The organism is Streptomyces sp. JLBG701 (genome assembly GCF_058544905.1).
The window spans coordinates 2527446-2539739 of the sequence record NZ_CM178588.1 but is presented as its reverse complement, the minus strand read 5'-3'; the positions used below and the strand labels follow the sequence as shown (position 1 = coordinate 2539739).

Sequence of the window (12294 nt, the reverse complement as noted above, 5' to 3'; positions counted from 1 at the left end):
TATTGGCATGGACACTTCCCGTCAACACGCGTAGTTGCTACGACGGTTGTGGCAGAGATCCTGCTAAAGGGAGGTTCCATGAGACGTTTCCGATTTACGGCATACGTGAGCTCGCTCCTCCTCGCCACCGGCCTCACCCTCACCGGTGTCACCTCCGCGCACGCGTCCCAGATCGCCGCGACAGGCGGCTATGTGGCGCTCGGCGACTCCTATGCCTCGGGAGTCGGCGCGGGCAGCTACCTCAGCTCCAGCGGCAACTGCAAGCGCAGCACCAAGGCGCACCCCTACCTCTGGGCCGCCGCCAACTCACCCTCGACGTTCGACTTCACGGCTTGCTCGGGCGCTCGAACGGGTGATGTTCTGGCCAACCAGCTCGCCCCCCTCAGCTCCTCCACCGGCCTCGTGTCCATCAGCATCGGCGGCAACGACGCGGGCTTCGCCGACGTCATGACCACCTGTGTGCTCAATTCCGACAGCTCCTGCGTCTCCCGCATCAACACGGCCAAGGCGTACGTCGACTCCACGCTCCCCGCCCAGCTCGACAGCGTCTACAACGCGATCACCGCAAAGGCCCCGTCCGCCCACGTCGTCGTCCTCGGCTACCCCCGCTTCTACAAGCTCGGCACCAGCTGCCTCGGCCTCTCCGAGACCAAGCGCAAGGCCATCAACGACGCGGCCGACTACCTGGACGCCGCCATCGCCAAACGCGCCGCCGACCACGGCTTCACCTTCGGCGACGTCCGCACCACCTTCACCGGCCACGAGATCTGCTCCGGCAGCTCCTGGCTGCACAGCGTCAACTGGCTGAACATCGGCGAGTCCTACCACCCGACCGCCGCGGGCCAGTCCGGCGGCTATCTGCCGGTGCTCAACGCGGCGGCCTGACCCGTCAGGACGTCGACGTAGCTGAAACTGATGCGGAGGCCCCGCCCGTCGGGGTCTCCGACACACAGGTCACCGTGAACGGCACCGAGTTGGATTCGGTCTCCACGGGGGACCGGACCTCGACACTGATCTCGTTCTTGAACGTCCCGGTGTCGTCGTACGTCGTCACGAATGCCCTGTCCTGCTTGGTCTTCGCCCCGCCTTCCGGGAACGAGAGGGTCTTCCAGCCCGGATCCATGATCTCGCCGTCCTTCGACACCCAGCGATAACTCACCTGCGCGGGCAGCTGCCCCACCGTGATCGTCGCGGTGAACGAGGGCGCCTCGTCGTTGGGCGGCGGACAGGAGCCGGAGTAGTCCGTGTTCGCACCTGCCAGCGTCACGGCCACCGACTGCTGCGCGTTGCCACTGCTCTTCGGCGTCGACGGAGTGGAGGCCCCGCCGGCGGCGTTCCCGCTGTCCGTGGATCCCGGCGAACTCTCCTGACTGGTCTGGCTGGTGGAGCTGCCGGCGCCCTTCTTGCCGTCGTCGTCATTGCCGTTCAGCAGCGCGTACGTCAGCCCCGCGATCGCCAGTGCCAGGACGGCGACGCCCACGATCAGGACGACCGCGGAACGCCGGTCGCGAACCGGCGGGCCGGACGGGGGCGGTGGGACGGGAGCGGCCCGGGTCGGTGCCGGTGACACCGGTGTCGTCGACTCCCTTGGCGGGAAACCCGGTTGAGGGTAGCCCGCGAGGGTCGGCGTGTACGGCGGCGGCACGGGCGCGGTCGGCGCGGTCTGTGCGGACGGTGAGCCGCCCGCCCCGATGATCCGCAGATCCTGCTCGGCCCGCTCCGCGGAGATCCGCTCGGCCGGATCCTTGCGCAGCAGCCCCTCGATGACCGGGGTGAGCGGACCGGCCCGGCGCGGCGGCGGCAGCTCCTCGTCGACGATCGCGCGCAGGGTGCTCAGCGGGGTGTTCTGCCGGAACGGCGAGTTGCCCTCCACCGCCGCGTACAGCAGCACGCCCAGCGACCACAGGTCCGACTCGGGGCCCGGCGTGCGGCCCAACGCCCGCTCCGGGGCGAGGAATTCGGGCGAGCCGATGACCTCGCCGGTCATGGTCAGCGCGGAACTGCCCTCGACCATCGCGATACCGAAGTCGGTGAGCACCACCCGGCCGTCGTTCGACAGCAGCACGTTGCCCGGCTTCACGTCCCGGTGCAGCACCCCGGCCTCGTGCGCGGCCCGCAGCGCGTGCAGCACCTCGGCGCCGATGTGCCCCACCCGCTGCGGCGACAACGGCCCCTCGGCGTCCAGCTGATCGGCCAGCGACAGCCCGCGGATCAACTCCATGACGATCCACGGGCGGCCGTCCTCCATGGCCACGTCGTACACCGTCACCACATTGCGGTTGGACACCCGGGCCGCCGCCCACGCCTCGCGCTCCAGACGGGCGTACATCCGCTCCACGTCGGGAGTCGGCAGCCCGGCCGGCGCGCGCACCTCCTTGACGGCGACCTCGCGGTGCAGCACCTCGTCGCGGGCCCGCCACACGGTCCCCATGCCGCCCTCACCGAGGGGGGACAGGAGCCGGTACCGGCCCGCGATCACACGCTCATTGCCCGGCTCTTCGGACACGGGCGTCCCCCATTCGCATCCGTGTGAAATCTCCACTGCGCGTCGCTCCGAGTGATCTCTCCCCAAAAGTAGCTCAGCCGAGTGCGGATGCCGCCCCCTTGAGCACCAATCCGGCCCCGAGCGCTACGACGACCAACGCGGACAACAGTGGTGTCGTACGCCGCATCAGAGCCAGCGTCGGGCTCGTGGTCCAGCGCGGGCGTTTGTCCAGCACCCGGGTCATTCCGGTACCCAGCTTGACGACGGCGAACCCGGCCGCGGTGAGGGTCAGGGCGAGCCCGACGCCGTACGCGAGAACGAGCAGCAGCCCGAACCAGGCCTGGCCGAGAGCCATCGCCCCGACGAGCACGACGACCGCGGAGGGACTGGGCACGAGCCCACCGGCGAAGCCGAGAAGGATCGTGCCGCGGAGGGTGGGGGCGATTTCGTGGGAGTGGGTGAAGCCCCCGTGGGTGTGCGTGTGGGTGTGGTCGTGATGGTGACTGTGGTCGTGTTTGTGGTCGTGGTCGTGGTCGTGCGTATGGCCGTGGGGGTGGGGGTGCGGATGGGTTTTGGTGGGAGCGGTTGCGGGTGCGGCTTCGGTGACGGCGGAGACCAGGACCAGGGAGCGTTCCTTGGGCTCGACGGCCTCGTGCGAGTGCGGGTGCGGATGGTCGTGACCGTGTTCATGGTCGGGGCCGGGGCCGTGTCCATGGGGACGGCCGTGTCCCCGGCCACGCCAGGCCCGTCGTACGAGGCTCACGCCCGCGAAGATCACCAGGGCGCCGCTCGCGATGCCCAGCCAGGCGATCACCGAGGGCGCCGCCGCCGAGCCGGCCGTGACCAGGAGGCCCAGGGCCACCACGCCGAGCGTGTGGGTGACCGTCACCGAGGCCGCCAGGGGGAGGACGTCCTTGAGGCGTGCCTTGCCGCGGTGGGCCGCCGCCGTCGCGGCCATGAGTGTCTTGCCGTGGCCGGGGGCCAGCGCGTGCATCGCGCCGAGGCCCACCGCGATGAGCAGGGCGAGGGCGGCGAAGCCGAAGGTGAGGTCGTGGCGGGCCACCAGGTCGTCCAGGGCCCGTGTCCAGCGGTCGGCGCCGCGCGGCAGTACCGAGGCGGCCGGGGCGTCACCGTCGTCCTCGACCAGGGCCGGGCCGCCGGGCCGCACGGACAGGGACGCGGTCGCTGTGTCGGCCGGGGAGGAGAGCAACTCCTGGGGGTAGCTGGTCAGTTCGCCGGAGACCGACTTCGTCGGCACGTCCGACTCGGTGAGCGTCATACGGTCGCCGCGAGCCGTGATCTCCCGCCAGCCGGGCCCCGAGGTCGCGCCCGCACTGTGGAAACCGAGCGCCACGGTGTCGCCCTCGGGCAGCGGGGCCGTCAGCCGGCACTCCACGCGCAGGGTGTCGAGCCCTGCCTGCCCGGGCCGCACGCGCGCCTTGCTGCTGCCGACGGTGAGGGCGGCCGTACGCCCGTCGACGGTGACCTCGCTGCCCTCGGCGGCGGTCGCGCACCGCTGCCGGGCCCACTCGGTCATGCCCGCCTTCTCGATGTCCGGCTCGGCCTGGGTCGCCGGGATCTCGGCGAGGTCCTCGACGTGCAGGACGCGGAGCTGTCCGGGGGCGGCGACGAGACCGTCGTAGCGGTTGACGGTGAAGTTGCCGAGAGGGTGCGCGCTCGCGCTCGACGAGGGGAGGAGCACGAGCGCGCACACGGCCGTGAACACGGCCAGGCAGGACGCGGACACACGACGGGGATTCACTTGTCCGCCTCCAGGGACTTCAGTGCCGTACGGGCCTCGCGGGCGCCCAGGGGCGAGAAGCCGGGGTTCAGCTTCAGCGCCGCCGTCAAAGAGGTGCGGGCTTCCTTCGCGTGACCCGTGGCGCGTTCGATCATGCCGCGGTGGTAGAGGAACGAGGCGTTGTCGTAGCCGGTGGCCGTGGCCTCGCGGGTGTAGGGGAGGGCCTCCTCGTCGAGGCCGTTGACGTGCAGGGCCCAGGCGAGGGCGTCCGCGGTGTGCACGGTGTGGCGGCGGGCCCACTCGGCGCGGGCCGCGCGCAGCGCCGACTTGGCGTTGCCGTGGTCGGCGGCGGCCAGCGCGGTGTCGAGGTCGACGTTGACGCCGTTGGCGCGGGCCAGTGCCGTCCACGCGTCGACGAGGGCGTACTGGTCGCCTGCCTTGTCGTCATCGTCCTCGCCGCCCCGGGCCTCGTACAGCTCGCCGAGTTCGACGAGCGGGCCGGGCAGCGGGTAGCGGGCGACGACGTCCTCCATGCTCTTGATGGCGGCCGCGCTGTCGCCGCTCGCGTACTGGGCGCGGGCGCGGCCCTCAAGGGCGGGGAGGTAGTTCTCGTCGGCGGCCAGCGCCCGCGCGAAGTCCGTCAGGGCCGTCTTGTAGTCGCCCTGGTTCCAGGCGAGTTGGCCGAGCGAGGTGGCCACGTAGGCGGTGTCTCCGGCGCTGCTCGCGTTGTCGAGAGCCAGCTCCAGGACCTGCCGGGCGGTCTTCACGTCCCCGCGCAGTTCGTGCACGTACGCGTACCGCGTGAAGACGGGGATGCCGGGCTGCCGTTCGTCGGCGAGGTCGGCGGCCTTCGACGCCTCGGTGTAGCGGCCGAGTTCGACGAGGGCGTCGATGCGGGAGGAGAGGGCCCGCTCGCTGTAGGGGTTCTGCTTCAGCGCCTGGTCGGCGTACTTGAGGGCGCCCTTGAAGTCGTGCCGGGCGGCGGCGAGGGCGGCGCGGCCGGCGAGGGCCTGGTCGTTGTCGGGGGACAGGGCCAGGGAGTGCTTCAGGGCCTTGTCGGCCTGCGGGTAGCGCGAGGGGTCGCCCTTGGTGCGGGCCTGCTCGACGTAGGCGAGTCCGAGGGTCGCCCAGCCGGTGAAGTCCTTGGGCTGGGCGCGGAGATGGGCCTGCAGGGCGGTGATGCTCGCGTCCAGGTCACCTCCGGTCAGCTGGGCCGGCGACACGGCGGCGGGTGCGGACGCGACGGTGGAGCCGCCGTTGTCCGACGCACCCCCGAACGCGATCGCCCCGGCGGTCATCGCGACCGCCAACAGCACGACACAACCGGCGAGTTGAGCGGCCCGCAGCCGCCGGCCGACATCTCCGACCCGACGGACGGCGGCGACCCGCTCGTCGACCTCCCCGGCCTCCTGCGCCTTCGCGGAGGGCTCGGGTACGACCTCTGGCACATCGGCCTCGGGCTCGCTGTCGTTCGTACGCGGGGACATGCCCTCTCCTCGGTCGCCTGGAACAGTCAATCAACTTGTTGCGAAAGGAAGTTGGTGCGTGCAGCAGGCGCGGCCCGCGCCGTGGGGGATGAGTACGAGCGGGCCGCGCCAGTCGGTGGGAGCGGGGCTGTGGGGGCCCCGCTCCGGGGAGGCGGTCAGTACGCCCCGTACGACCGGTTCCGCATCCGGCGCCACCACATGAGGGCCGCGCCGATCAGGACGATGCCGGCCGCGCCGGCGCCCGCCGAGGCGGCGATCAGCGTGGTGTCGTCGCTGCCGCCGGAGGACCCGGCAGGCTGCAGGGCGTCACCGAGCTGGTTGCGGACGTCGTTGGTGCTGGTCGTGCCCTTGGCCAGCGGACCGCGCGAACCGGCGGTCGGGTTGGCCAGGTACGGGAAGGACTTGCCGAACTTCTTGTCGTTCTTGTCGACCGCGTCGCCCAAGTCGTTCTTGGAACCGACCAGTTCACCCTCGACGACCTGCAGCGAGGCGTCGATGACGTCGTCGGCGAGTCGGCGCCCGTTCGGGAAGCCCGCGTTGTCACCGTCGAGGACACCGAGCCGCTTCTCCTTGGCGGCAGGTTCGATGGAGGTGTTGAGGCGCAGTTCCTCCGCCGGACGCACGTTCGGGGGCTGGTTGAGGCCCTCCACGCCCTTCAGATAGACGTCGACCAGGTCGTTGCGCGGCTCGTCGGGCGCCGGGATCTTGTAGATCGCCTCGATGAGCTTCGGCAGTTCGGGGTTGGTCACGTTCTTCAGGAACTGGGCGTCCTCCCAGGGCGAGGACGCGTTGAACTTGTCCTTGTCCTTGATCGGGTTGACGACCTCGTTGACCAGCGGGTTACCGAGGCGCGAGACCTGGGAGTAGTAGCCCTGGGCGTTCTTCTTCTGCGTGGTCGACCAGATGCCCACGATCGGCTGGTCCGCCGACTCCGTGATCATGTGGGTCGGGACCTGCAGGGCGATGGAGTTGACGTTGTAGCCCTTGAGCGTGTCCCGGCCGACCTCGGACAGGTTGCCGCCATACAGCAGGTCGAAGACGCGCAGGTCCAGGAAGAACGGGTCGTCGGCCTGTCCGGCGAACGTGGTCGTGCCGCCGTAGAGCTCGTGGATCGCCTGCTTGCGCAGCTTGCCGTAGTTCGGCATCGACGCCTTGCCGACGTTCGACGGGGCGACCGGAACATCGTTCGCGATCTTCGTCTTGGACTTGACCTTCTGGTTCTTCAGCTTGATGAGCTCGATGTCGTACGTCTGCGTGATGTTGAGGTCCGGGTCGTCGAGGCTCTCCACCGCACCCGTGTTGTACAGGAACGTCTTCTTGTTCTTGACGTGCGTCTCGAAGGTGTAGCGGTAGAGCAACTCGCCCTGCGCGTCACCGTTGTTGTCGATGTGGATGTCGTACTGGGCGTCCTCGGCGAACTGGTAGAAGTTCGGTCCGCCGGCGGGCTCCTCGAACGGGATCCAGTTCGCGATGATCGTCGTCGTGTCCGGCTTGTCCGGGCTCACGAACGCGTACACGTCCGTGTTGTCGTACTGGGGAGTCCCCGAGATGAGCGGGGCCTCCCGGTGGCTGGAGGCGGAGGCCGCCCCCGGTCCCAGCGCGGTCACGCCGGCGGCTGCGAGCCCCCCGGCGGCCAGCGCACCACATATGACGGTCGCGAGGCTCCTGCGTCCCGCACCGGTCCGGAAGATAGGTGTCATGCCGTCCGTCCTCATTGCCAACTTGCCTGACGCAGGGGGATTCGGTGCCGGTGGCGGGGCGGATTGGTCGAACTTGAAAACTTATTTTCCCGGCGCTGGGCTGGGGATTTGGGCAGTCTGATCCGTAACCCCATCCGGAGGTGTGTTCGTTGCGAATACCTGGTGGGACGGGACGGGCCCCGTGCGGCCGAAGAGAGGGGGATCGGGTGGAGGCGGACGAGCTTCTGGTGCTCGTTGCGGGGGGCGACCAGAAGGCATTCGAGGAGTTGTACGGACTGGTGTCCGGGCCGGTGTTCGGGCTCGTGCGGCGCGTCGTGCGGGATCCGGCCCAGTCCGAGGAGGTGGCCCAGGAAGTACTGCTCGAACTCTGGCGGTCCGCCGGACGGTTCGATCCCGGACGCGGCAGCGCCCTCTCCTGGATCCTCACCCTCGCCCACCGCCGGGCCGTCGACCGGGTGCGCAGCGCCCGCGCGGCCGGCGAACGCGAGCAGCGCGAGGCGCGGCGTGCCCACAGCCCCGCCTTCGACCAGGTGTCCGAGGAGGTCGAGGCCGGCCTGGAACGGGAATGGGTGCGGCGCTGTCTGGACCGCCTCACCGCCATCCAGCGCCAGTCCGTCACCCTCGCCTACTACGACGGCTACACGTACCGTGAAGTGGCCGAGCGGCTCTCGCTGCCGCTGGGCACGGTGAAGACGCGGATGCGCGACGGGCTGACCCGGCTGCGCGATTGCCTGGGAGGTGTGGCGTGAGTCTGCTCGACCGACTGCTGCGCCGCGGGAACATCCACTCCCTCGCCGCCCCCTACGCACTCGACGCTCTGGAGCCGGGGGAGCGCGTGCGCTTCGAGAAGCACCTCAAGAAATGCGACACCTGCCCCGCCGAGGTGCGCACCCTGTCCGAGGACGCGGTCCGGCTCGCCTGGTCCACGGCCGCCCGGCCGCCGGCCGCGATGCGGGACCGGGTGCTGGCCGCCGTACGCGCGACTCCGCAGGAAGCGACCATGCAGGAGCCCGCACGCGCGCGTGCGCCGCAACTGCCGCCCCATGTGTGGGGCAACGAGCCTCCGCCACATGCGCGCGTGCGGCGCCGGACGCCGATTTTCGCGCCCTTCGCGACGGCCACCGCCGCGGCCGCCCTCGTCGTCGCCGCGCTCTTTGCCGTGCAGACCAACCAGACGCAGGACAAGCTCGACGCCGAGCGGGCCTACGCGCGTGAGATCGCCCACGTTCTCGCGGCGCCCGACGCCCGCGCGACCAGCGGCCAGGACACCCAGGGCCGGAGCATCGGCGTGATCGCGTCGGCGTCCGAGGGACAGGCGGTCGTCACCCTGAGCGGATACGACGACCTGTCCACCGGACACGTGCACCAGCTGTGGCTGATGCGCCCCGACGAGCAACCGCGCTCCCTCGGGCTCTTCGAGGGCGACACGCCCTTGGTCGCCGACGACCTCGACAAGTCCGCCACGTCACTCGCTGTGACCGTGGAGCCCGACGGGGGCTCAGCACAGCCCACCACCCAGCCAGTTGTCCAACTCGCCCTGAAATCGGTTGGATTCGGAGAGTGACGGAGGATGGGTCGTCAACCCCCTTACGGGGAAGGTGAATCCTGTGACCGCGATACACGAGTGCCTCACGGGGACGATAGGGTTACCCTGCCCGGGCCGGGTGGAGTCGTACGGGTGGGGAGTGACATGGAACAGATAGTGCGCAGCAGGGCAAGGGTCCCTGCGATCACGTGCGGGAGCAGCGCGACCAGTTCGCGCCTCGACCGCCATCTCGCGGTGCTGGGCGGCCCTGTCGTCCCACAGCGCGAGTCGGCCGAGGCGACCTTGCTGATGCGTGAGCTGACCTCGCGTGACACCACGCAGGAACGCAGCGCCAGGGGCGCGCGAGTGAGCCGTGTCTCGCTCTTCGCACCGCTGCGCCGACTGCGCCGTTCGCTGTTCGGCGGGCGCTGAGCGACACCGGCGTTCCTCAAGGTCAGTCTTCTTTGAGGCCCGCGCTCAGGCCGCCACACCGTCCCGGCGCAGCGCTGCGATCTCGGCGTCCGTCATCCCCACGGCACGCAGCAGCGCCTCGGTGTGCTCCCCGAGCGCGGGCACGTCCCCCATACGTGCCTGGTCCCCGCCCGGCAGCGTGATGGGCGGCAGCAACGCCCGCAACGGCCCCACCGGCGATCCCACCTCCCGCCACCGCTCCCGGGCCGCCAACTGCGGATGCCCGGCCACCTCACTCACGTCCCTGAGGCGTGCGCACGCGATCCCGGCCCCCTCAAGGCGTGCCACCGCCTCGTCGGCGTCCAGCGAGGCGAGCGCCTTCGCGACGAGCGCGTCCGTACGCTCCCGGTTCACCACCCGCGCCGCGTTCGTCGCGTACGCCGGATCACTCCCCAACTCCGCCTGCCCCAGCACCAGTTCGGCCAGCCGCCGCCACTCCCGGTCGTTCTGCACCGACAGCAGCACCCGCCCGCCGTCCGCCGTCGGATAGGCGTCGTACGGCACGATGACGGCGTGCGCGAGCCCGGTGCGCGCCGGTGGTGTTCCTCCGTGCATCGCATGGTGCAGCGGATGCCCCATCCACTCCGCGAGCGCGTCCAGCATCGACACCTCGACCGGCCCGCCCCGCCCCGTCGTTCCACGCCGCACGAGCGCGGCGAGGACGCCCGAGAAGGCGTACATGGCCGCCGCGATGTCCGCCGCCGGAATCCCGGCCTTCACCGGCTGCTCCGGCGTCCCGGTGACCGACACCAGCCCCGCCTCGCACTGCACGAGCATGTCGTAGGCCCGCTTGTCCGCGTACGGCCCCGAAGCCCCGTACCCCGAGATGTCCACGGCGACCAGCCGCGGGTGAGCGGCACACAGCGTGGCCGCGTCGAGCCCGAGCCGGGCCGCGGCCCCGTGTGCCAGGTTCTGCACGAACACATCCGCGTCCGCGACCAGCCGCCGTACGACCTCAAGCCCGCGCGGGTCCTTCAGGTCCAGCGCGATCGACTCCTTGCCGCGGTTGCACCACACGAAGTGCGAGGCGAGTCCGCGCGCGGCGGTGTCGTAGCCGCGCGCGAAGTCGCCGCCGTCGATCCGCTCGACCTTGATGACACGGGCGCCCAGGTCGGCGAGCTGACGGGTCGCGAAGGGCGCCGCGACGGCCTGTTCGACCGCGACGACGGTGATGCCCTCCAGGGGCAGGGGGAGTGGCTGCATGCGGTGGATCATGCCTGTACGTAACACCTTTGTCATGCACGCATGTTGACGGGGCAATCTTCTGGGTCCAGGGTGGCTGATCGTTTGCACGTTTCAGCGGGATTCTTGCGAGGAACCCCAAGGGTTCACGCTTGGTGGGAGTCGTGTCCCGAGCCCGGCGGTGCGGGGCGCCGTGGCATCGTCCGGCATGGAGCGCCAGGAGTGCCCGAGCCAGGCTCGGGAATCTAAGGTGTTCGAATGCATGGTCCGGATCCGCGAGGTAGCGTTGCGGGCGTGAAGCTGGTGGTACAGGTGAAGCTGCTGCCGACGCCCATGCAGGCGGCGGTACTTGAGGCGACCCTGCACGCCTGCAATGAAGCAGCCACGTGGTCGAGTCAGCTAGCCTTCGAAAAGGATGTGAAGAAGAATTTCGCGCTGCGGGAGCACGCCTACGGTGAGGTGAAGGCGCGGTGGGGGCTGGGGGCGCAGGCCGCGCAGCATGTGATCAAGAAGACGTGCGACGCGTACGCGACGCTGCGGGCGAACCTGAGGGCCGGGAATCTCGGCAAGCCGGGCTCAAAGCGCTACCGCAAGGCGATCGAGAAGCCGATCGCTTTCCAACCGGAGGGCGCGCAGCCGTACGACGACCGGATGCTGTCCTGGCAGATCCCCGAACGCCGGATCTCGATCTGGACTGTGTCGGGGCGGATGAAGGACGTGGTGTTCACCGCCGCACCGGAGCAACTGGCTTCTCTCGCGCTGTATCGGCGGGGCGAGTCGGACCTGGTGTACCGGGAGGGCATGTGGTTTCTGCTGGCGACGTGCGAAGTACCCGAAGCACCGCTCAACACGGATCCGTCCGGCTTCCTCGGCATCGATCTGGGCATCGTGAACATCGCCACCACGTCCGACGGTGAGATCGTGGCCGGGCGCGAGATCAACCGCGTCCGGGCCCGCGAGCGAGGTCTGCGCACCAAGCTGCAGAAGAAGAACACCCCGTCCGCCAAGCGCCGGTTGAAGAAGCGGCGGCGTAAGGAGGCGCGGCGGGCGCGAGACATCAATCACAAGATCGCGAAGCATGTGGTGGCCGAGGCAGAACGCACTGGTCGCGGAATCGCCCTGGAAGACCTCACGGGCATCCGCGAACGGGTACGGCTTCGCAAGCCCCAACGGGCCACCCACTCCAGCTGGGCCTTCGCCCAGCTCGGCAGCTTCATCGCGTACAAGGCCCGCCGGGCGGGAGTGCCGGTGGTGTACGTCGATCCCGCATACACCTCCCGCACCTGCGCCGAGTGCGGACATGTAGACAAAGCGAACCGAGTTTCGCAGGCCTGGTTCGCGTGCCGGAACTGCGGACTCGTTGATCACGCAGACCGGAACGGCTCCCGCAACATCCGGGCTCGCGCCTGGGAGTTGTGGCGACGCGGGGCCCAGTCAACGGCCCCTGCCCCACCACCGGAGCGCACGCGCCGGGGTGGGGCTGGACGCAAACGCAGCATCACCGCCAGTGATGCCCGTTGTGCAAGCTCGGCGCTTTAGCGCTGGGTAGTTGACTGTCCGCTGCACCGATCCTCACCGCCGGAGGTGCGTGTGACCTGCACGATCAGCATGACGAGACACCTGGCCTGGACGCTCAGTGTGGCCTGAGCAGCAGCCGCATCATGCAGCTGCTGGGCGCGGGCGGCCTCTCGACCACCTTGATG

Annotated in this window: 10 protein-coding genes; 5 read left to right on the top strand and 5 right to left on the bottom strand. The window is 70.0% G+C overall.

All coding sequences use genetic code 11. The features are described from left to right. The first annotated feature begins 78 nt into the window (after positions 1-78). A complete protein-coding gene (locus AC5DRG_RS11595) occupies positions 79-885 on the top strand; it encodes an SGNH/GDSL hydrolase family protein (protein ID WP_491809932.1) in 807 nt (268 codons plus the stop codon). Between the two features lie 4 nt (positions 886-889). Here the strand turns inward: AC5DRG_RS11595 and AC5DRG_RS11590 are convergent, their stop codons facing one another. From AC5DRG_RS11590 to AC5DRG_RS11575, 4 genes are all read right to left on the bottom strand, one after another. Then, a complete protein-coding gene (locus AC5DRG_RS11590) occupies positions 890-2506 on the bottom strand; it encodes a serine/threonine-protein kinase (protein WP_491809931.1) in 1617 nt (538 codons plus the stop codon). Between the two features lie 73 nt (positions 2507-2579). Next, complete coding sequence (locus AC5DRG_RS11585; RefSeq protein WP_491809930.1) at positions 2580-4247, bottom strand: nickel/cobalt transporter; 1668 nt, start codon at positions 4245-4247, stop codon at positions 2580-2582. Further along, positions 4244-5713: a tetratricopeptide repeat protein gene (locus AC5DRG_RS11580; RefSeq protein WP_491809929.1), complete on the bottom strand. Its 1470-nt coding sequence runs from the start codon at positions 5711-5713 to the stop codon at positions 4244-4246. The genes AC5DRG_RS11585 and AC5DRG_RS11580 overlap by 4 nt, the downstream gene beginning before the upstream one ends. A gap of 155 nt (positions 5714-5868) precedes the next feature. Continuing rightward, positions 5869-7413, bottom strand: coding sequence for a DUF4331 domain-containing protein (locus AC5DRG_RS11575; RefSeq protein ID WP_491809928.1), 1545 nt, complete (start codon positions 7411-7413; stop codon positions 5869-5871). A 206-nt stretch (positions 7414-7619) separates the two neighbouring features. Here AC5DRG_RS11575 and AC5DRG_RS11570 point away from each other — a divergent pair, with 206 nt between their 5' ends. The 3 genes from AC5DRG_RS11570 to AC5DRG_RS11560 all read left to right on the top strand — a co-directional run bounded on the left by AC5DRG_RS11570 (position 7620) and on the right by AC5DRG_RS11560 (position 9370). Continuing rightward, positions 7620-8162, top strand: a complete 543-nt coding sequence (locus AC5DRG_RS11570) for a sigma-70 family RNA polymerase sigma factor (protein WP_491809927.1) — start codon at positions 7620-7622, stop codon at positions 8160-8162. Beyond that, complete coding sequence (locus AC5DRG_RS11565; protein WP_491809926.1) at positions 8159-8977, top strand: anti-sigma factor; 819 nt, start codon at positions 8159-8161, stop codon at positions 8975-8977. The genes AC5DRG_RS11570 and AC5DRG_RS11565 overlap by 4 nt, the downstream gene beginning before the upstream one ends. A 126-nt stretch (positions 8978-9103) precedes the next feature. Continuing rightward, positions 9104-9370, top strand: a complete 267-nt coding sequence (locus tag AC5DRG_RS11560; RefSeq protein ID WP_491809925.1) for a hypothetical protein — start codon at positions 9104-9106, stop codon at positions 9368-9370. Between the two features lie 45 nt (positions 9371-9415). On the opposite strand, the gene AC5DRG_RS11555 is transcribed toward AC5DRG_RS11560, so the two are convergent. Continuing rightward, positions 9416-10624, bottom strand: coding sequence for a CaiB/BaiF CoA transferase family protein (locus AC5DRG_RS11555; protein ID WP_491813017.1), 1209 nt, complete (start codon positions 10622-10624; stop codon positions 9416-9418). Positions 10625-10885: 261 nt separating this feature from the next. Between AC5DRG_RS11555 and AC5DRG_RS11550 the strand changes: the two genes are divergently transcribed. After that, the gene (locus tag AC5DRG_RS11550) at positions 10886-12130 is read left to right on the top strand and encodes an RNA-guided endonuclease InsQ/TnpB family protein (protein WP_491809924.1); all 1245 of its coding nucleotides are present in this window, start codon (positions 10886-10888) and stop codon (positions 12128-12130) included. Positions 12131-12294 lie beyond the last annotated feature (164 nt).

Bases quoted from the DNA above. Each gene is read 5' to 3' on its own strand.
- AC5DRG_RS11560 (WP_491809925.1), top strand. From the start codon at position 9,104: ATGGAACAGATAGTGCGCAGCAGGGCAAGGGTCCCTGCGATCACGTGC.
- AC5DRG_RS11575 (WP_491809928.1), bottom strand. From the start codon at position 7,413: ATGACACCTATCTTCCGGACCGGTGCGGGACGCAGGAGCCTCGCGACC.
- AC5DRG_RS11580 (WP_491809929.1), bottom strand. From the start codon at position 5,713: ATGTCCCCGCGTACGAACGACAGCGAGCCCGAGGCCGATGTGCCAGAG.
- AC5DRG_RS11555 (WP_491813017.1), bottom strand. From the start codon at position 10,624: ATGATCCACCGCATGCAGCCACTCCCCCTGCCCCTGGAGGGCATCACC.
- AC5DRG_RS11595 (WP_491809932.1), top strand. From the start codon at position 79: ATGAGACGTTTCCGATTTACGGCATACGTGAGCTCGCTCCTCCTCGCC.